Genomic DNA, 19,492 nt, shown 5'->3' with positions numbered 1-19,492 from the left:
TCGCGCTCACTCCGGCGCGGAGCCTCGCAGCATGAACGCGATCACGTCGTCCAGCCCGTGCTCGTCCACCTCGGGGGGCAGCATGCCGGTCACCGCGAGGTCGGCGTAGCCGTGCAGGGCAGCGAACACCGGGAGGCCCACGCGCTCCATCGGCCCCTCCCGCACCTCACCCTGGGCCTGCCCCTCGCCGATCAGCCTCACGACCAGGTTCGACCAGCGCTGCTCGGCCGCGCGCAGCGCGTCGGAGGCCTCCGGATCGTGCTTGATCGAGTACATGAGGTCGAGGAGCTCGGCGTTCTCCCGGGCGAAACCCACATACGCCCGCACCATCGCGTCGAGCCGCTTGGCGAACGCCTCTCCGACGCCGTCCTGCGAGGCCCCGAGGACGGCGATCAGCCGCTCGAACCCGGTCAGCGCGAGCGCGTCCAGCAGTGCCTGCTTGTCCTTGAAGTGACGGCTCGGCGCGGCGTGGCTGACGCCGAGGTCGCGGGCCAGTTCACGAAGCGACAGCGCGGCCGGCCCCTTCTCGCGGAGCGTCTCCTCGGCACGGGCCAGCAGGGCGGCGCGGAGGTCTCCGTGGTGGTAGCGGCGGTTGCGGGTGTGCATGGGCGTCAGTGTATCGGTCATGTTTTTGCCGCCTACATTGTTGTCGGCGTCACCATTGTTGTCATTGACAGCATTGTTGGCAGCGCCTACATTGGCGGGCATGGCTACTGAACCCAGCAAGTGGAACATCACCGATATACCTGACCAGACCGGACGCATTGCCGTCGTGACCGGCGCCAACAGCGGGCTCGGCATCGCCACCGTCGAGGCGCTGGCACGTGCCGGCGCGCATGTGGTGCTCGCCGTACGGGACGTGAAGCGCGGCGAGACCGCCGCCGCGGGCGTGCGAGGGAGCGTGGAGGTGCGCCGGCTCGATCTCGCCGATCTCGCCTCGGTGCGCGAGTTCGCCGCCGGCTGGCAGGGCGGGCTTGATCTGCTCGTCAACAACGCCGGCGTCATGAACATCCCGGAGGCGGCCACCAAGGACGGCTTCGAGATGCAGTTCGGCACCAACCACCTGGGGCACTTCGCCCTGACGAACCTGCTGCTGCCGCACATCACCGACCGGGTGGTGACGGTGTCGTCCGGTGCGCACAAGATGCCGGGCAGCCCGCGCATCCACTTCGACAACCTCAACCTCACCGGCGAGTACGCACCCATGAAGGCGTACAGCCAGTCCAAGCTGGCCAACCTGCTCTTCACCCTCGAACTGCAGCGCCGCCTCGCCGAGTCGGGCTCGCCCGTACGCGCCCTGGCCGCCCACCCCGGCTATGCCGCAACGAACCTCCAGAGCCACGACGGCAGCGCCCTGCGACGCGCCCTCATGCGGGTCGGCAACCGCTTCATGGCCCAGGACAGCAGGGCCGGCGCGCTGCCCACGCTGTACGCCGCCGTGCAGGACCTGCCCGGTGCGAGTTACGTCGGCCCCGACGGCCTCGGTGAGATGCGCGGCGCCCCGACCCTGGTCGGCCGCTCTCCGGCGGCCAGCGACCCGGCCGCCGCCCGCCGACTGTGGACGGTCTCCGAGGAGCTCACCGGGGTGACCTTCCCGCAGCCGGCCTCGATCCCGGCTTGAGCACTCCGCGGGCTGTGCCGACGGCGGCTCCGCCGCGGGGCCCCCATGGGCCGTCGATCGCCTACAGGCCCGTAGTGGCCGAGCGCGCCCGCGCGGCGCAGCGGCTGTCGCCCCCTGCCCCGCGCCCCGTCAGGGGCGCTGCCGCACTGCCGCGGACTTCGAACCGGGCCTGCTCAGCCCGCCATCAGATCGTTCTCGACGGCGGGTGCCATCCGGTCGAACCAGACCTGCGTCTGCGCCGGTTCGAGTACGCGGTCCAGTTCGAGCGTGGGCGTCATGTGCTCGAAGACCCGGCCGAGTCCCATGCCGAAGGTGCCGTTGGACGGATGCAGGACGAGCACACGGATGCCGTCGAGCGGCTCGATGTCGGCCGGGACGCCTTCGGGGTACACATAGCCGCCGTGCCCGTAGAAGAGGCGGAAGCGGCGTATCCCGGGATCGCCCGTGCTCAGGCTCGGATCGCCGTCGGTGGCCGCCTCGACGCATGAGCGTGCCGGGCGCTCCCCCGCCACCAGCCCCTGCTCGGGATCGCCGATCAACCGGTCCGCGAGGAGAGTGTGCAACTGGTAGTTGTCCCCGATGCCGGCCATGGTCAGGGCGTACCCCCCGGACAGCCCGTGATCAGGGACCGCTTCCGGCGGACGGGCCCGGCTGCCCCGGCCGGTGCTCGCCGGGTCTGCGGTCCGCCGGTCTGCGGGGCGGGATCGGCGTCGACGCGAAGGCGCGCGGTCCCGTCCACAGGGCGGGCACCGCGTCGCAGCGGCGACACATCTCGTAGGCGATCGCCTCGTAGTTGACCCGCCAGCCGTGGAAGTGCGGCCAGGCGTCGGCGAGGCTGCGTTCGGCGTGGAAGCCCGCCGTCTCCAGCATCGCGACGGCAGCCTCGAACTCGACGTAGGTGAGACGCAGGGCGGCGTCCGGAGCGGGATCGGGGTCGAAGGGGAAACGCTGGACGCGGGCGATGTCGCGCAGGGCGGTGAAGCCGGCCCGCAGCACCAGGCGGGCCTCCGGCGGGGCGGTGCGCGGGCTGAGCGCCAGCTGTATGGCCGCCGCGTCCATCACGGCGACCAGTCCCACCAGCCAGTGACGGTAGGGCCGGGGCGAGCGGAACGCCATCAGGACCGGATACGTGGAGTGGCTCTCACCGATGTCGGAGGCCAGCCGCTCCCAGGCCCGGTACAGCTGCGGCAGCGCGGTCTCGGTGTCGACCAGCCACTGCCTGGCCAGGATCTCCGGACCCCAGGCGGGCTCGCCGGCCCGTGACTGCAGCAGGGTCACCTCCAGCTCGCGTCGGTTGTAGGCGGCGTAGAGCGTGGGCAGGTAGGCGATCTGAAGGGCGATCAGGACCGGTCCGGTGGCCGCCGCGACGAAGTCGAGCACGGACAGCCGCAGCCGGTCGCCGCTGGCGAAGCCGAGGGTGAGCAGGCTGGAGCCCGCCTCCCGGAAGGAACTGCCCCAGGAGAGCCCGGACACGGCGTGCAGCAGCAGTCCGAAGCCGGCCAGGGCTCCGCCGAGCCAGGTCGCGAGCATGCCGATCAGGATCAGCGGAGCGAGCCAGGTCTGCGCGCGGTCGACGGCGTCGTAGCCGCCGCGCATCGCCGCCAGCCGCAGCAGGCGGCGCAGCACCCACCACAGCCGGTACACCAGCGCCGAGTAGAGCCCTCGCGGCACGACCAGGGTCCGCACCACGCTGGAGGCCATGACCGCCAGCAGCAGCCCGCCGGCCACGCCGGAGATCCACGTCATGCGGCCATTGTGAACCGCTCCCGCGTGCGGTGATCGGTTAGGGCCGTGGAGGCTGAGGACCGGGTGGTCGGCGGGGTCGGGCAGGGCGGCAGGAGCGGGGAGACGGTGGGCGTGCCGCCGTACCTCTCGCGGAGGGCCACCAACAGGGGCGGCCGCTCGGCCTCGAATAGCCTCTGCGCGGTGACGTGCTCAGTGCGGCCAGGAGCCCTCGCCATCCTGGCCATGGCAGCTCCGGGTCAGCCCAGGGCTGGCAGCCCGGCGAGGCGCGCACGTTCCGTAACCGAGCCGCTCAGCCGGCGGTAGGAGACCAGCCGACGCTCGCCCTCGTCCTGCACGAAGGCGATGGGCACCGTCTGCGGCCGCGAAGAATCGCGTCCCCGGCCACGGCGCTCCTGGCCGGCTCTTCCCCGTCAGCCGGCAGTCGAGCGAGGAGCGCGGGTTCAGCGCCCGGCCGTCAGACCGCGGTAGGACAATCAGCCCGCGCTCGGCCCCGCCCTTCAGGAAGGCGACGGGCACCGTCAGCGGCCGCCTGTCCTCGGCTACGGCGGCTCCTGGCCGGCCCTGTGTCGTCAGCCGGCAGCCGGGCGAGGCGCGCACGTTCCGTAACCCAGCCGCTCAGACCGCGGTAGGAGACCAGCCGGCGCTCGCCCCCGTGCTCCAAGACGGCGACGGCATCCTCTGCGGGCCGCCGTCGCCTGCCGAGAGCCGGGGCATGTGAACGGACGGTTCACCAAGCTCTATTCGGCGCCGAAATCGGGAAGCGTGAGTGAGCCGTCCTCGGCCAGTGGGAAGCCGGGGTTGTGGGCGATCTCCCAGGCGTGGCCGTCCGGGTCGACGAAGGCGCCGGAGTAGAAGCCGATGGCGTTGGTGGCCGCGGGCTTGGTGATGGTTCCGCCGGCCCGCTGGACGGCGGCGAGCAGTGCGTCGACCTCCGCCTCGGAGCGGACGTTGTGCGCGAGGGCGATTCCGCCGAAGCCCCCGGAGGCCCCGGGCTCCAGGCCGCAGTCCCGGGCGAGCTTCTCGCGGCTCCACAGGACCAGCCCCAGACCGCCCGCCTGGAAGAAGACGGTCTCCTCGACTTCCTGGCCCCGCCAGCCCAGCACCTCGTAGAAGCGCTTGGCGCGGGCGAGGTCGGACACTCCCAGCGTGATCAATGTGATGCGCTGTTCCATGCGATCACGTTACGTCGGCCGCCTGCGTCTCACTCCTGGCGCAGCAGATCCCGTACGGCGGCGATGGCGGCCTCGGCCGTCGCCGGGGCGGGCCAGGGCACTCATGGGGATCGGGGTGACGGACGGGAGGCCTTCGTAGGGGGTCAGTCCGTGGGGGGCGGGCCCGACCGCGGCGAGCAGGGCCACGCCCTCGCCGGTGCGGGCGATGTCGAGGACGCCCGCGAGATAGCCCGCGTCGCCGACGACGGTGGCGGGCACGCCGTGTGCGGCGAGGGTCGCGATCGCCCGGCGGCGGATGGCGCACGGGTCCTCGATGGCGACCAGCGGCCCCGGAGCGGGCGTGGCCGGCGGCTCCCAGCCGGGGACGGAGTGCCAGGTCAGCGGGAGGCCGGCACTTGGGCCCGCCGCCCATGCGTTGCAGCGGCGGCTCAAGAGCGTCTTCGACCGAGAGGGATCCTCAACCCGGGCTGGAGCCTCTGATCCTCCGGGAACCTGTGCCGCTCAAGGAGAGAGGCTCACGATGTAATGCCACAATCCGCCGTGTTCTGCGGGTGGTCGCCGCGCGTCCGGGAGCGGCGCGGCGGCCGCTGCGGTCGTATCGTCTGCCACGGCGCGGGCGCCCGGGCATGAGCGGGGACGGCGCCGTTCATCTCCCGGGCCCGGCGCCTTCCCCTGCGTCACCCACCGGCCGTCAGGGCCGGGCCAGCAGGGTCCGTACGCCCTCGGAGGTGAGCGTCAGCGGGTGCTCGGACCCGGCGTCGATGGTCAGCGACAGATCGTCGGCGGGCCACTGCGAGGCCAGCGCACCGAGCGGCACCAGACGGTAGCGGGAGACGAACGGCAGCAGCCCGGCCATCTCCCCCTCCGAGGTGAACACGGGCACCACCGGGTCGCCGCCCGGCTGCTCCAGGACCGGCAGCGCCACCGCGCTCGGATCGACTGCGTCCTGCTGGCTTGCGTCGTCGGGCACGGGAACGAGCACCTCACTGCCGGCGAGCGTGTCCAGCGCCGCCGTGTCCTCGGTGTTCACGGCCAGCGCGTCCAGCGCCTGCCGGGCAGGTGTGGTGGTGTGGTCGTTGGCAGGTATCTCCATGGCAGATCCCCTGGTAGCGGCGGTCGTACGGCCCGCCCGGGAAAGATCGGCCCCCGGCACGGTCCTGCTCGCGTACCCGATCCCAGCCGGCCCATTCGTCCGTTCCCCGGGAATTCACCAGGGTGGTTGCCTCAGGGGATCAGCGGTATGTCCTGCGAGGGCAGCCCGAGGCGGTCGCAGCCGACCCGGCGGGTCAGGGGCTCGGCCATGCTCGCTCCCACATGTGTCCAGTACGTGGCCGCGTCCCGGAAGTAGCGCTGCATCCGTTCGCCGTCGCGGGCGTACCGGGAGCCGGCCGTGCGGAAGAGGATGCCCTGCAGCACGTCCCAGGCGGCGCGCCCGGCGTTCAGGAACATCAGGGCGAGCCGGTTGTCCTCGACGACGGTGAAGGGCGCCTGGCCGGTGACGTTGCGCCGGCAGGTCTCCATCCAGTCCTGCGCGGTCTGGCGCAGCGCCGCCTCGGCCATGTCGATGATGCCGAGCGCCTCGCCGAGGTGGCGCTGGTAGTCGTGCAGGTCGGCACGGGTGCGGTCGGGTTCCAGGGTGAGGGGGCGGGCGGCGACGATCCGGGCGTACTCGTCGGCGGCCGCGTACGCGGTGCCGATCATGATGGCGGCCAACTCCCCGTGGAAGAAGCTCGGCGCCCGCCCGGCATACATCGGGTTGCCGTGCAGTTTCGACCCGGTGCTGCCGCCCTCGACGGGCAGGTCGAGCAGGAAGGCCTCGCGGGTGAGGTGGGCGGGGATGCGGGCCTGCTCCATGTGGATGCTGTTGGAGCCGCTGCCGCGCAGGCCGAGCACGCCGTGCCAGTCGTCGAGGACCGTCCACACCGAGCGCGGCGCGACGAACACCACGGGCGGTCCCGGTGCCTCGCCCGGTGCGGCCGGGGCGCGCAGGGTCTGGCCGACGTAGTGCGTGGAGTAGGGGGCGCCGGAGGAGTACGGCCAGGTGCCGTCCAGGACGACATGGCCGTCGCCGTCGGGCTGTGCGACCCCGACGGGTACGACGGTGGAGGCGGCCCGGAAGTCGCCGTCGGCGCCGAAGATCTCGTCCTGCGCCCGCTCGTCGAAGAGGGTGGCGACCTGGAGGACATGGGCGGCGGTCAGCGAGAGCGCCCATCCGGTGGAGGGGCAGCCGCGCGCGATCTCGGTGACCACGCGGTAGAAGACCGGCAGGCCGAACTCGTAGCCGCCGTAGCGCTTCGGCTGGAGCATCCGGTAGAAGCCGGCCTGCAGGAAGTCGTCGTGGGTGTCCTTGGGGTAGTGCGTCAACCGCTCGGTCTCCGGCTGACGTTCGAGCAGGGCGGGCCTGAGCGCGACGGCGCGCTCGATGATGTCGTCTTCGGTGAGGTCGGGTTCGGGAGCGGCGAGCACGGTGCCTCCTGACGGGTGGGGCAGTCGGTCACGTCACGCGATAGAGGTGATTGAACACGGCAAGTGCCCTGCGGGTACCGACCGGATAAGGCCAAGGTCGCCCGGGATTCAGGTGAGCAGACGGCAGGGCAGGGCCCGCTCGTCGGCGCCGCCGCTCCCGTCCGGCTCCACCCGGTGCACCTGGGCGCCCGGCACCCGCGTCACCGTCTCCGTCAGCTGTCCGTCCACGAACAGCGCGCCCACCCCGTCGTCCAGCGCCCATCCGGCGGGCAGCGAGCCGTCGGCGACCGCCGCACGGTAGGAGGGGCGGCGGCCCGGCTCGCTGTCGTAGTGCGGGCAGACCGAGCCGGGCAGCAGGCCAAGGCCGTCGGGGAGGAAGGTGAGGGGGCCGAAGGAGTCGGTGTGCGATCCCTCGGCCCAGCAGTTGGCGCCTGCGCTGATGCCGCACAGCAGGGTGCCCCGGTCGTAGGCCTCGCGCAGCAGCCGGTCCACGCCGTGCGTGCGCCACACCGCCAGCAGGTTCGCGGTGTTGCCGCCGCCCACGTACACGACGTCCTGCGCCAGCACGAAAGCCCGCAGGCCGTCGTCGCCCAACTCCCGCCGGAACAAGGGCAGTACGGTCGGCTCACCGGTGTGGCGTGACCGGAAGACGTCGTAGAAGCGTTCGATGTACGCGGGGGCGTCCCCACTGGCGGTGGGTACGAAGCACACCCGGGGCCGGGCGGTGCGCGCGTGGCGCAGCAGCCAGTCGTCGAGCAGGCCGTCGTCCTCGAGGCTGAAGCCGCCGCCGAGGAGGGCCAGTCGGTGGTGTCGCACGGGAGGGACGGCCACGAGAGCGCCTCCTGACGGGTGGGGTGTCCGGAAACCCTGTCGTGTCCTGCGCCGGGTACGCAATCGCATATCGCCACCGAGCGACCGGGGCCGGCCGATGAGCAGGCGCCGGGCAGCAGGTCAGCTCGGCGGCTGGTGCTCGGATGAGGGCGAGGGCGCGCCGGCCCATCGGTGCAGGGCGGCTTCCAGGCCGGTGGTGTCGGCGGTGTCGCAGGCCCAGGCGACCACCCCGTCCGGGCGTACCAACACCCCGGTCGGCGTGGCGTGTTCGTCGCTCACACTGCGCACTCGCCCGGCCCAGGCCGCGGCGAGGCGGGCGAACGCGCCGTCCGCGGTGCGGTCGAGCAGCAGGAACCCGCCGCCGTGACCGTGGTCGACCAGCCGGGAACCGTCTGCGAGCCACAGATCTGGCACGTACCGTCCGACCAGCGGATGGTCGCCGGGCAGGTCGATGCGCTGGGTGACGCCGGAGATCTTCTTGACGGCGTAGGTCGTGCCGGCGGGGGTGTTCAGCAGGTCGGCGACGACCGTGCGCAGCGCGGCCGACTTGGCGTCTCCGCGCAGCACGCCGATCTGGGCCCGCGCCCAGTCCAGGACCCAGGCGCCGAGCGGGCGGCGCTCGGCGTCGTAGGTGTCGAGCAGCCCGTCGGGTGCCCATCCGGCCACCACGGCACCCAGCTTCCAGCCGAGGTTCATGGCGTCGCCGATCCCGAGGTTGAGTCCCTGCCCGCCGAACGGCGCGTGCACGTGCGCGGCATCGCCGGCCAGCAGCACCCGACCCGTTCGGTAGGCCGCGGCCTGGCGGGCGTTGTCGCTCCAGCGGGTCGCGGTGCCGCGCAGCGCGGTCAGCGTGACGTCGGTGCCCGAGACACGGCGCAGACTGGTCTGCAGCTCTTCAAGGGTGACCGGCTGCGCGGGGGTCCGCGCCCCGTGCGGGAGAGGCCGGACGTGGGGGCGGTCGGCCGCAGCGCTGTCGAACTCCACGGTGACCACCCGCCCGGGCTGCGGTCCGTAGCGGTAGGCCCCCTGGGCGGACCACACCCATCCGTCCGCGAGTTGCTCCGGGTCGGCGATGTCGACGACCGCCAGGTGTCCGGTGAGTTCGGGGTCGGTGCCGGGGAAGTCGATGCCGGCGAGGCGGCGCACTGTGCTGCGCCCGCCGTCGCATCCGACCAGCCAGCCGGTGCGCACGGTGCCTGCGGTGGTGCCGACGAGCACCCTCTCGCCGGTGTCTTCGAGCGCGGTGACCTCCACCCCGCGTCGCACCGGCACCCCGAGCCGGGCGACATGGTCGGCCAGCAGGGCCTCCAGCTCACGCTGCGGCACCATCCTCGCTCCGTCGACCGCGGCGTGCGCGGCGAGGTCGGGATCGGACCAGTCCACGAGGTCGGCGTCGAGGACCATCCCCGCGAAATGCCCGGTGAACCGCGCCTCGCGCGCTCGCGGGCCGCCACCGGGCTGCTGGTCGCCGTCCGTCCGGGCGAACGAGCCGACCCGCTCCAGGACCTCTCGCTGCATCTGTTCGGCGGCGTGCAGCAGGCCCCGGCGGTCGAGCGCCTCGGCCGTCGGCACGTTGATCGCCCCCGCCTTCATCCCCTCGTCCGGCTCGGCCAGTCGCTCGAGCACCTGCACCCTCGCTCCGGAGAGCGCCAGCTCCGCGGCGAGCACGAGGCCCACCGGCCCGGCTCCCACCACGGTCACGTCCACGTCCTGCTTCACATTCATCGTCACGAACACTGTTCTATTTACGAACAGTGTTCGTGTCAAGTTATGATGGGCGAGTGAACCCGAGAGAGCGACGTGCGGCACGCCACCAGCCGCCGAATCCCGAGGCCGAAGGCAGCCCCAGGCCACGGCGCCGCAAGGCCCCGATCACCGTGGAACAGGTCGTCGACACCGCGCTGGCCCTCATCACCACCGAGGGCTACGAGGCCCTGACCATGCGGCGGCTGGCGGGTGCGCTCGACACCGGCCCCGCCTCGCTCTACGCCCACGTGGTCAACAAGGCCGACCTCGACGAACTGCTCATCGGGCGGTTGTGCGCCGAACTCGTCCTGCCCGAGCCCGACCCCGCGGCCTGGCGGGAGCAGATCCGCGGTGTGTGCACCCGGATACGCGACCAGTACCTGAAGTACCCCGGGATCTCCCGCGCCGCGCTCGCCATGGCTCCCACCAACCTCGAGACCCTGCGTGTCACGGAAGGAATGCTGGCGATCCTGCTCGCCGGGGGCATCGCCCCGCAGAGCGCCGCCTGGGCCATCGACGCCCTCCTGCTGTACGTGGCCGCCTACTGCCTCGAGGCATCGATCGTGCGTCGGCGCTCGGCAGACGACGACGCCGTCTGGGTGGTCGACCGCGACGAACTGCTACGCCGGTTCAGCGCCCTGCCTGCCGGCACCTTCCCGCACATCACCCGCCACGCCGGCGAGCTCACCGCAGGCGAGGGACACGACCGGTTCGACTTCACCCTCGCTGTGATGATCGACGGTCTCGTCCGCCACTGAAGCGTGCTGTCCAAGGCCGTCGGCAGGTCGACGGTCTTGGCGACGCGCCTCAGGGGACCAGTCGCGGCAGCGGTGCCGTGGCGGGCCGGGTGCCGTGGCGGATGTACCACTCGGTGGACAGCAGCCGGGCGCGCTCGGCCGGCGGCAGCGCGGCCAGCCGGCCGGGCAGGGCGCCCCGCTCCACCTCACTGCGATGGGCCAGCACGGCCGTCATCTTCCGCTCGGTCCACGGCCCGACATCGACGACGGCAGCGACCCACGCGTCCGGCACACTGAACATTTCCCTTCCCGGCCGCAGCAGCGCGCCGCCCAAGGCACGGGCGGCGGACTCAGGATGGGTGGCGAGATAGAGCGCACTCGGCCGCCAGGGCGCACCGGTCTCGGGATACAGCTGCCCCCACCCGGCGGCCTCCACTGCCAGCACCGTCACCCGGTGGGTGTGAACATGATCCGGATGCCCGCTCAGCCCGCCGTAACCGTCGTGGGTGACCACGACGTCCGGCCGGAACTCCCTGATGTGCGCCACCAGCCGCCCCACCGCCTCGTCCAGCGGCGCGTCGCACAGCCGCGCCGCCCCGGGCGCCGACTGCGGCACCCGCGCATCGGCGTACCCGAGCATCCGTGGCTTCCCGGCCCCCAGTACCCGCAACGCCTGCGCCAACTCCCCGGACCGCCAGGTCCCCTCCCTCCAGGTCGCGGTGACGACGGCGGTCCGGGCCCCGGAGTCCGCGTGCTGCGCGAGCACGCCTCCCGCGGAAAGGGACTCGTCGTCCGGGTGCGCGAAAACCCCGAGGAAGCTGGGCAGGGGCACGGTGGATTCCTTTCCGGGGGCAGCCGGGTCGCGTGCTTCGGTGATTCACCGGCGCCCGGGCCGGGCTTCGCTCACCCCGCCTCTCCGAGCAGTTCGGCGACGGTGGTCACGCGGATCAGCGGGCGGTACAGGTCCATGATGTGCAGCGCCTTGGTGTGCGAGTCGTCGTCCGCGCCCGCGCAGGCGTCGGCGGCGACGAGCACCTCGACACCGGCGTCGGCGGCGGCGAGCGCGGTGGACAGGACGCAGCAGTCGGTGCTGACGCCGGCCAGGACCAGGCGCCCCTCGGGGCCGAGGTGCTTGGCGAGTTCCGGGGTCCACTTGCCGAAGGTGGTGGCGTCGACGACGTACCGTGTCCGGCGGGCGAACTCGTCGGCCAGCTCCCAGAGTCGGGCCTCGGGCGGCTGGAGGGCGAAGGGCCACTGCCGGTAGTAGGCCTGCCAGGCGCCGTCCGGCTGGGCGGGGGCCAGGAAGCGGGTGAAGGCGACCCGGTCGCCGTAGGCCGGCAGCAGGCGTCGTACTCCTGCCGCGGCCTCGGAAAAGCGGGGGGTGGCCCAGGGGCTGTCGGGGTCGGCGAAGACGCGCTGCATGTCGATGACGGCGAGCAGTCCGGTGGCGGACGGGGTCATGCGATCGGCACCTCCTCCCCCGCGGCCGGGCTCGGTGCTTCGGCCTCCTGGGCGCGGACGCGGGCGCTGCCCAGGGCCAGGGTGCCGAGGAAGGCGAGTGCGAGGGCGGCGAGGACGCCGAGGTTGGCGTAGGCCCAGGCGCCGGACTTCCCGCCGAGGCCGAACGGTTCGAGGAGATAGCCCTGCCAACTGAGCCAGCTGGCCGCGGAGTTGGTGACCAGACCCCAGCCCAGCGCGGTGGCGGCGAGGGTGAGGAGCAGCGGGGCGGGCGGTACGTCGCCGTAACGGCCCGCGGGGCGGTAGAGGTCTGCCTCGTCGTAGTCGCGGCGGCGCAGGGCGAGATCGGCGAGCATGATGCCGCACCAGGCGGCGATGGGGACGCCGAGGGTGGTCAAAAAGCCCATGAACTGGCCGAGGAAGTCGTCGGCGAAGAAGACGATGTAGATCGAGCCGGCGATCATCAGGACGCCGTCCACGAAGGCGGCCAGATGGCGGGGGATCCTGATGCCTGCCGACAGCAGGGCGAGGCCCGAGGAGTAGATGTCGAGCACCGCGCCGCCGACCAGGCCGAGCACCGCGACCACGGCGAACGGGACCAGGAACCAGGTCGGCAGGATGGTGGTGAGGGCACCGATCGGGTCGGCTGCGACGGCCGCGTCGAGCTTGCTGGAGGAGCCCGCCAGCAGCAGGCCGAAGACCAGCAGGAGCAGCGGGGCCACGGATGCGCCGAAGGTGGTCCAGCCGATCACCCCTCGGCTCGACGAACTCCGGGGCAGATAGCGGGAGTAGTCGGCGGCGGCGTTGACCCAGCCGAGGCCGAAGCCGGTCATCATGAACACCAGCGCGCCGATGAACTCCTGGGCGGAGCCCGCCGGCAGGGCGCTGACGGTGCTCCAGTGGATGTGATCGGCGACCAGCACGATGTAGACGACGGTCAGGACGCCCGTCACCACCGTGATCACGGTCTGCAGCCGCATGATCAGGTCGAAGCCCATCACACCGCCGATCACGGTGAGAGCGCCGACCAGGACGAGAGCGACCACCTTCGTCTCCGTGCCGCCTCCCCAGCCGAGCCGTGCGAACACCGTCGCGGTGGCCATGGTGGCGAGCGCGCACAGCACGGTCTCCCAGCCGACGGTGAGCACCCAGGAGATCACCGAGGGCAGGCGGTTGCCGCGCACCCCGTACGCGGCGCGGCTGAGGACCATGGTCGGCGCCGAGCCGCGCTTGCCGGCCACCGCGATGAACCCGCAGAGCAGGAACGAGAAGACGATGCCGATGACACCCGCGTTCAGCGCCTGCCAGAAGGAGATCCGGAAGCCGAGCGCGAAGGCGCCGTAACTCAGGCCCAGGATGGAGACGTTGGCGCCGAACCAGGGCCAGAACAGGGTCCGCGGGGTGCCCTTGCGCTCGGCGTCGGCGATGACGTCCAGGCCGTGCGTCTCGACCTGGAGCGGCCGGCCCGCGGCTCTGTTGTCGGGAGTGTCCGGGGAGTCTGCCATCGTCGTCCTACCTGTCCGGGCGGGTGTTGCCCGAAGCCTTGTCGGCGCAGGTCGGGGCGTCAAGGCCGCACCGGAGGGGTGTGCCGGACGCGACTGCGATCCCGTGGGCCGCAGGGTCGGCCTCGTGCGACGAAGGGGCGAACAGGAAAGATCCCGGTACCCGTTCGGGCACCGGGACCTTCAGGGAGGAACCGGATCGATGACCGCCTTTGCCGCCTTCGCCCTGTACGCCGTGGTGGTCGTGCTGTGCCTGCACGCTCGCCCGGGACTGCGGCGGGCGGACATGGGCGCGGGTGTGGGTGCCCTGCTGGTCAGACCGTCGTCTCGGAGCGTTCCGGCGCGGTCCAGTGGGTGTGGAAGGTGCCGGGGCAGTCGGTGCGGTGGTAGGTGTGGGCGCCGAAGTAGTCGCGCTGGCCCTGCAGAAGCGCGGCGGGCAGGCGGCCGGCGCGCAGGGTGTCGTAGTGGGCGAGGGCTGCGGAGAAGGCGGGGACGGGGATGCCGCGCCGGGCGGCGGAGGCGATGATCTCCCGCCAGGGGACCTGCGCGTCGGTGATCTCCATGGCGAACTCCATCTCGCCGAGCAGGCTGACCAGATCGCGGTCGAAGGCGTAGGCGGCGCGGATGCGGTCGAGGAAGGAGGCGCGGATGATGCAGCCGCCACGCCAGATCCGGGCGACGGTGCCGAGGTCGATCTTCCAGCCGTACTCGGCGGCCGCGTCCTGGATCATCTTCCAGCCCTGGTCGTAGGCGATGACCTTGGACGCGTACAGGGCGTGCTCGACCTGGGAGGTGAAGCGTTCGGCCTCGGTGCGGCTGAGCGGGGGCCGGGTGCCGCCGGGCAGGCCCGAGTAGGCGGCGCGCAGGTCGCGCTGGCCGGAGGCGGCGCGGGCGAAGGTGGCCTGGGCGATGGCGGTGACCGGCGAGCCCAGGTCGAGCGCGGTCTGCACGGTCCAGCGGCCGGTGCCCTTCTGGCCCGCGGAATCGGCGACGATGTCGACGAACGGGGCGCCGGTGACGGGGTCGGTGTGGGCGAGCACCTCGGCGGTGATCTCGATCAGGTAGGAGCCGAGCCGGCCCTTGTTCCAGCGGCCGAAGACCTCGGCGATCTCGGCGGGGGTGTAGCCGGCGACCTGGCGCAGCAGGTCGTAGGCCTCCGCGATGAGCTGCATGTCGGCGTACTCGATGCCGTTGTGGACCATCTTGACAAAGTGCCCGGCGCCGTCGCTGCCGATGTGCGCGGCGCACGGTTCGCCGTTGACCTTGGCGCTGATGGTCTCGAACATGGGGCCGAGGACGGCGTACGCCTCCACCGAACCGCCGACCATGATCGAGGGGCCTTCGAGGGCGCCCTCCTCGCCGCCGGAGACGCCGGTGCCGACGAAGTGGATCCCGCGTTCGCGCAGGGCGGCCTCGCGGCGGCGGGTGTCGGCGAAGTGGGCGTTGCCCCCGTCGATGATCATGTCGCCGGGCTCGAGGAGCGGGGCGAACTCGTCGATGACCGCGTCGGTGGCCTCCCCCGCCTGCACCATGATCATCAGTCGGCGGGGGCGCTGGAGGGCGGCCACGAAGTCCGCGGGCGTCTCGGCGGGGACGAACGTGCCCTCGTCGCCGTACACCTCCATGAGCGCGCGGGTGCGGCCCGCCGTGCGGTTGTGGACGGCGACGGCGTAGCCGTTGCGGGCGAAGTTCCGCGCCAGGTTGCGGCCCATCACGCCCAGGCCGGTCACGCCGATGGCTGCGGTTGCGTTCATGGTGTACGTCCCTCGGTCGGTCCGGTGGCGGTCGCGGGGCGGGCGTGCCCCATGCCCGTCAGGTACGGACGGGCGGCCGGATCGTCTCGATTCCGGGTCGGTACGCCTGCGAGAAGCGGTGTGACCAACCCCGCTCAAACGATCGATCAAACAGGGATTAACATATGAGCGCTGCCTAGCTCGAAAGATGGATCTGTGACTGTCAACGACGACTCGTTCACCAACTGGAAGACCCGCGAGGAGATCGCGGAGTCGATGATCCCGATCATCGGGAAGCTGCACCGCGAGCGGGACGTGACGGTCCTGCTGCACAGCCGCTCCTTGGTGAACAAGTCGGTGGTCAGCATCCTCAAGACGCACCGGTTCGCCCGGCAGATCGCCGGCGAGGAGCTCTCGGTCACCGAGACCCTGCCGTTCCTGGAGGCGCTCACCGCGCTCGACCTCGGCCCCTCGCAGATCGACATCGGCATGCTCGCGGCGACGTACAAGGCCGACGACCGCGGCCTGTCGGTGGAGGCGTTCACCGCGGAGGCCGTCGCGGGCGCCACCGGCGCCAACAAGATCGAGCGCGGCGAGGGCCGTGACGTCGTCCTCTACGGCTTCGGGCGCATCGGCCGCCTGGTGGCCCGCCTGCTGATCGAGAAGGCGGGCTCCGGCAACGGCCTCAGGCTGCGCGCGATCGTGGTGCGCGGCGGCGGCGAGCAGGACATCGTCAAGCGGGCCTCGCTGCTGCGCCGGGACTCCATCCACGGCCAGTTCCAGGGCACGATCACGGTGGACGAGGCGAGCAGCACGATCTTCGCCAACGGCAACGCGATCAAGGTGATCTACGCGAACGACCCGTCGGAGGTCGACTACACGGCGTACGGCATCAGCAACGCCATCCTGATCGACAACACCGGCAAGTGGCGCGACCGCGAGGGCCTGTCCCAGCACCTGCGCCCCGGCATCGACAAGGTCGTGCTGACCGCTCCGGGCAAGGGCGACGTCCCCAACATCGTGCATGGCGTCAACCACGACACCATCAAGCCGGACGAGCAGATCCTGTCCTGCGCCTCCTGCACCACCAACGCGATCGTGCCGCCGCTGAAGGCGATGGCGGACGAGTACGGCGTGCTGCGCGGCCATGTGGAGACCGTCCACTCGTTCACCAACGACCAGAACCTGCTGGACAACTACCACAAGGCCGACCGCCGCGGCCGTTCCGCGCCGCTCAACATGGTCATCACCGAGACCGGTGCCGCCTCCGCCGTCGCGAAGGCGCTGCCCGACCTCAAGGCGCCCATCACCGGCAGCTCGATCCGCGTGCCGGTGCCGGATGTCTCGATCGCGATCCTCAGCCTGCGGCTCGGCCGCGAGACCGACCGCGAGGAGGTTCTCGACTATCTGCGCAACGTGTCGCTGACCTCCCCGCTGAGGCGTCAGATCGACTTCACCACCGCTCCCGACGCGGTCTCCAGCGACTTCATCGGCTCGCGCCACGCCTCGATCATCGATGCGGGTGCCACCAAGGTGGACGGCGACAACGCCATCCTCTACCTCTGGTACGACAACGAGTTCGGCTACTCCTGCCAGGTCATCCGTGTCGTCCAGCACGTCTCCGGGGTCGAGTACCCGACGTTCCCCAGCCCGGCGGTCTGACCTCGGTGAACCGTCCGGTCAAGGGTCGGCAATGACCGCTTGACCGGACGCCTCCGGGGAATGAATCCGGCCACAGGGGCGGATCATCACGCTGGAGGTGCCGTGACCACTTCGTCGGAACCGCGGGTGTCGGGCCTGGAGATCCGGTCCATCGACTACGTCCCCCTGGACGAGCGCCACGGCAAGCTGTGGCATCTGGGCCCGCTGTGGTTCATGTCGAACGCGCAGATCGCCACCCTCGCGGTGGGTCTGATCAGCATCACCGAGGGCGGCAACCTCATCTGGTCGCTGATCGCGATCGTGACGGGCACCGTTCTCGGCACCTTCTTCATGGCCTTCCACTCGGCCCAGGGCCCGCAGCTCGGGCTGCCGCAGATGATCCAGTCGCGGCCCCAGTTCGGCTACGTCGGCGCCCTGCTGGTGTGGCTGTTCGCCTATGTGCAGTACGCGGGCTTCAACGTCTTCAACACCATCCTCGCCGGTGAGGCGATGCACACCACGGTGCACGGCGGCGTCAAGCTGTGGGTGGTCGTGGTCACCGTCGTCGCCCTCGTGATCGCGCTCGTCGGCTACGACATCATCCACAAGGCCGAGCAGTTCCTGACGTACTCCTTCCTGGTGGTCTTCGGGATCTTCACGGTGGGCGTCCTGGTCACGCTGCACTACCCGGCGGGCTCCTTCGACCTCGGCGCCTTCAAGGCCACACCGTTCCTCGCGCAGTTCGGCGTGGTCGCCGGCTACCAGATCAGCTGGGCCATCTACGTCTCCGACTACTCGCGCTACCTCCCGCCGGGCGTGACCGTCCGCAAGACCTTCTACTGGACCTACTTCGGTTCGGCGCTCGGCGGCATCTGGCTGATGGTCCTCGGGGCGCTGCTCGCCGCATGGGCGGGCAAGGACTTCGAGACGATCAAGTCGATCAACGCGGCCGGCGACAAGGTGTTCAGCGGATTCGGCGCGATCGTGCTGCTCTTCGCCGTCCTGGGCCTGGTCTCCGTCACCGCGCTGAACATGTACGGCGGTTCGCTGACCCTCATCAGTGCCATCGACTCCATCAGACGGGTGACGCCGACGCTCGGCGTGCGGCTGGTGACCATCGGGCTGACCGCGGCGCTCTCCCTGGTCGGCGCGCTGGCCGCGACCTCCAACTTCCTCGAGAACTTCAACAACTTCCTGCTGCTGGTGCTCTATCTGTTCATCCCGTGGACCGCGGTCAACCTGATGGACTACTACGTGGTGCGCCGCGGCCACTACGCCATCGCCGAGATCTTCAACCCCCGTGGAATCTACGGCCGTTGGGGCTGGCACGGCATCATCGCCTACCTGGTGGGCTTCGCCGTCATGATCCCCTTCTTCTCCGTCGGCACCCTCTACACCGGCCCCGTCGCCGACGCACTCGACGGAGCCGACATCTCGCTGTTCATCGGTCTGCCGGTCGCCGCGGCGCTCTACTGGCTGCTGACTCGTTCGATCGACGTGGAGGCCGAGCAGCGGATCGCGGAGGCCGAGGCGGAGGCTCTTGAGCAGGCGGCACACGAGCACCGCGAGCCCTGACCGCTCCCCGGGAAGTCGCCGCCGTCCACGACGGCCGGGAGATGTGACCCAGACCATAAGGAGAACGATGCCGTTTCGCTAGCAGGGAGGGCTATGCTGATCTTCAGGTGAACGAAACCGTTTCGTTTAGAGGCGGGAAGGACAGACATGGTCTCCGTACTCATCGTCAACGACCAGTCCCTGCAACGCGTCGGCCTGCGCATGCTCCTGACGGCAGAGCCCGACCTGACCGTGGCCGGCGAAGCGGCGAGCGCAGCCGAGGCGGTCGGCTTGTGCTCCGCGCTCCGTCCGGACGTCGTCCTGATGGACAGCCACCTCGCCGGCACTGACGACATCGAAGCCATCCGGCGCATCGCACGCCCCGCACAGCTCCCGCGCTTCCTCTCTGCCTCCGGGGCCGCCACGCCGGCCGGGCCCCCTCCCCGCGTCCTGGTCCTGACCTCGTCCCCGCACGAGAGGCACGCCTACGCCGCCCTGCGCGCCGGCGCGGCCGGATTCCTCCTCACCGACGCCGCGCCGGAAGAACTGACCGCGGCCATCCGCGTGGTGGCCGCAGGGGACGCGGCGATCACGCCCGCCCTCACCCGTGCGCTCATCGACGCGGTCCGCGAGCAGCCGGCCGGCCACCCCGCCGGACGCGAGGCCGGACTGAACACCCTGACCGACCGCGAACGCGACGTCCTGACCGCCGTCGCCTCAGGCTGGTCCAACACCGAGATCGCCGTCCGCCTGTCCATCGCCCCGACCACCGTCAAATCCCACGTCAGCCACATCCTCGCCAAGATCGGCGCCCGCGCCCGCGTCCAGGCCGTGACCTTCGCCTACGAGTCGGGGCTGATACGGCCGGCGGCCTGAGGGGCCGCTCTACAGCGGCAGTCGCACTGAGCCGTCAGCAGCGCCGGGCTCGTTGACGGTGAGCCGGGTGAACTCGCCTGCTTCCAGAGGCAGCAGCCTTCTCGCGGCGGGCGGCGGCACCACATCCCGCACCCGGTACGCCGTCCCCGAGAACGTCCCGTCGTAGTCGTAGAAGAAGCGACCGCAGGGACGAGCCGGTCCGGGTCGCAAGCCTGCCTCGACGCCCGGCGGGGGCCGCGGCCGTCGTACGCCACATCGGCCCCCCAAGAACGTTGCAGAACCGGCTCCCCGGCGGAGGCATCACCCCTGCTCCGCCCCCATGTGCCGGTCGTCCGTCCCGGAACTCCCGCGGAATTGTCCGTGATCAGTAACAGACGGATCCCGGAGCAACCTTTCGCCGTCCTGACAG

At 71.3% G+C, this 19,492-nt stretch carries 19 protein-coding genes; 5 read left to right on the top strand and 14 right to left on the bottom strand.

The features are described 5' to 3' along the window. Positions 1 to 6 precede the first annotated feature (6 nt). Entirely contained in the window at positions 7 to 606 is a 600-nt protein-coding gene (locus ABT254_RS05005) for a TetR/AcrR family transcriptional regulator (RefSeq protein ID WP_351463605.1), read from the bottom strand. A gap of 100 nt (positions 607 to 706) precedes the next feature. On the opposite strand from ABT254_RS05005, the gene ABT254_RS05000 reads away from it, so the two are divergent. After that, positions 707 to 1,621, top strand: coding sequence for an oxidoreductase (locus ABT254_RS05000; protein ID WP_351463602.1), 915 nt, complete (start codon positions 707 to 709; stop codon positions 1,619 to 1,621). A gap of 173 nt (positions 1,622 to 1,794) precedes the next feature. Here the strand turns inward: ABT254_RS05000 and ABT254_RS04995 are convergent, their stop codons facing one another. From ABT254_RS04995 to ABT254_RS04960, 8 genes are all read right to left on the bottom strand, one after another. After that, positions 1,795 to 2,211 carry a hypothetical protein gene (locus tag ABT254_RS04995; RefSeq protein WP_351463599.1) on the bottom strand — a complete coding sequence of 139 codons (417 nt, stop codon included), beginning with the start codon at positions 2,209 to 2,211 and terminating at the stop codon, positions 1,795 to 1,797. Between the two features lie 31 nt (positions 2,212 to 2,242). After that, positions 2,243 to 3,367 carry a hypothetical protein gene (locus ABT254_RS04990; RefSeq protein WP_351463596.1) on the bottom strand — a complete coding sequence of 375 codons (1,125 nt, stop codon included), beginning with the start codon at positions 3,365 to 3,367 and terminating at the stop codon, positions 2,243 to 2,245. 737 nt (positions 3,368 to 4,104) lie between these two features. Continuing rightward, entirely contained in the window at positions 4,105 to 4,539 is a 435-nt protein-coding gene (locus ABT254_RS04985) for a VOC family protein (protein WP_351463593.1), read from the bottom strand. A gap of 9 nt (positions 4,540 to 4,548) precedes the next feature. Next, positions 4,549 to 4,971: a type 2 periplasmic-binding domain-containing protein gene (locus tag ABT254_RS04980; RefSeq protein ID WP_351463590.1), complete on the bottom strand. Its 423-nt coding sequence runs from the start codon at positions 4,969 to 4,971 to the stop codon at positions 4,549 to 4,551. Positions 4,972 to 5,230: 259 nt separating this feature from the next. After that, positions 5,231 to 5,632, bottom strand: coding sequence for an SseB family protein (locus ABT254_RS04975; RefSeq protein ID WP_351463587.1), 402 nt, complete (start codon positions 5,630 to 5,632; stop codon positions 5,231 to 5,233). A 131-nt stretch (positions 5,633 to 5,763) separates the two neighbouring features. Then, positions 5,764 to 7,005, bottom strand: a complete 1,242-nt coding sequence (locus ABT254_RS04970) for an acyl-CoA dehydrogenase family protein (protein WP_351463584.1) — start codon at positions 7,003 to 7,005, stop codon at positions 5,764 to 5,766. A gap of 108 nt (positions 7,006 to 7,113) precedes the next feature. Beyond that, a complete protein-coding gene (locus ABT254_RS04965) occupies positions 7,114 to 7,836 on the bottom strand; it encodes a Type 1 glutamine amidotransferase-like domain-containing protein (RefSeq protein WP_351463581.1) in 723 nt (240 codons plus the stop codon). 120 nt (positions 7,837 to 7,956) lie between these two features. After that, positions 7,957 to 9,561, bottom strand: a complete 1,605-nt coding sequence (locus ABT254_RS04960; protein WP_351464072.1) for an FAD-dependent monooxygenase — start codon at positions 9,559 to 9,561, stop codon at positions 7,957 to 7,959. 56 nt (positions 9,562 to 9,617) lie between these two features. Between ABT254_RS04960 and ABT254_RS04955 the strand changes: the two genes are divergently transcribed. After that, on the top strand, positions 9,618 to 10,340 hold the full coding sequence (locus ABT254_RS04955; RefSeq protein ID WP_351463579.1) for a TetR/AcrR family transcriptional regulator: 723 nt from the start codon (positions 9,618 to 9,620) through the stop codon (positions 10,338 to 10,340). A gap of 49 nt (positions 10,341 to 10,389) precedes the next feature. On the opposite strand, the gene ABT254_RS04950 is transcribed toward ABT254_RS04955, so the two are convergent. The 4 genes from ABT254_RS04950 to gnd form a co-directional block, all read right to left on the bottom strand. Next, complete coding sequence (locus ABT254_RS04950; RefSeq protein ID WP_351463577.1) at positions 10,390 to 11,151, bottom strand: PIG-L deacetylase family protein; 762 nt, start codon at positions 11,149 to 11,151, stop codon at positions 10,390 to 10,392. 71 nt (positions 11,152 to 11,222) lie between these two features. Beyond that, the gene (locus tag ABT254_RS04945) at positions 11,223 to 11,780 is read right to left on the bottom strand and encodes a cysteine hydrolase family protein (protein WP_351463575.1); all 558 of its coding nucleotides are present in this window, start codon (positions 11,778 to 11,780) and stop codon (positions 11,223 to 11,225) included. Next, positions 11,777 to 13,282, bottom strand: coding sequence for a purine-cytosine permease family protein (locus tag ABT254_RS04940; RefSeq protein ID WP_351463573.1), 1,506 nt, complete (start codon positions 13,280 to 13,282; stop codon positions 11,777 to 11,779). The genes ABT254_RS04945 and ABT254_RS04940 overlap by 4 nt, the downstream gene beginning before the upstream one ends. A gap of 311 nt (positions 13,283 to 13,593) precedes the next feature. Beyond that, positions 13,594 to 15,033 carry an NADP-dependent phosphogluconate dehydrogenase gene (gene gnd / locus ABT254_RS04935; protein ID WP_351463571.1) on the bottom strand — a complete coding sequence of 480 codons (1,440 nt, stop codon included), beginning with the start codon at positions 15,031 to 15,033 and terminating at the stop codon, positions 13,594 to 13,596. A 195-nt stretch (positions 15,034 to 15,228) separates the two neighbouring features. On the opposite strand from gnd, the gene ABT254_RS04930 reads away from it, so the two are divergent. The 3 genes from ABT254_RS04930 to ABT254_RS04920 all read left to right on the top strand — a co-directional run bounded on the left by ABT254_RS04930 (position 15,229) and on the right by ABT254_RS04920 (position 19,083). Beyond that, positions 15,229 to 16,674, top strand: coding sequence for a glyceraldehyde-3-phosphate dehydrogenase (locus tag ABT254_RS04930; protein WP_351463569.1), 1,446 nt, complete (start codon positions 15,229 to 15,231; stop codon positions 16,672 to 16,674). A 102-nt stretch (positions 16,675 to 16,776) separates the two neighbouring features. Continuing rightward, positions 16,777 to 18,228 carry a purine-cytosine permease family protein gene (locus ABT254_RS04925; RefSeq protein WP_351463567.1) on the top strand — a complete coding sequence of 484 codons (1,452 nt, stop codon included), beginning with the start codon at positions 16,777 to 16,779 and terminating at the stop codon, positions 18,226 to 18,228. Positions 18,229 to 18,375: 147 nt separating this feature from the next. After that, on the top strand, positions 18,376 to 19,083 hold the full coding sequence (locus ABT254_RS04920) for a LuxR C-terminal-related transcriptional regulator (RefSeq protein ID WP_351463565.1): 708 nt from the start codon (positions 18,376 to 18,378) through the stop codon (positions 19,081 to 19,083). A gap of 9 nt (positions 19,084 to 19,092) precedes the next feature. Here ABT254_RS04920 and ABT254_RS04915 read toward each other — a convergent pair whose 3' ends face one another. Then, on the bottom strand, positions 19,093 to 19,293 hold the full coding sequence (locus ABT254_RS04915) for a hypothetical protein (protein ID WP_351463563.1): 201 nt from the start codon (positions 19,291 to 19,293) through the stop codon (positions 19,093 to 19,095). Between the last annotated feature and the right edge of the window lie 199 nt (positions 19,294 to 19,492).

It is taken from the genome of Streptomyces sp. NPDC001137 (assembly GCF_040298885.1).
Taxonomy (GTDB): Bacteria; Actinomycetota; Actinomycetes; order Streptomycetales; family Streptomycetaceae; genus Streptomyces.
Note: the sequence above shows the minus strand (reverse complement) of the source record. Positions and strands in the feature narration are given on the sequence as shown.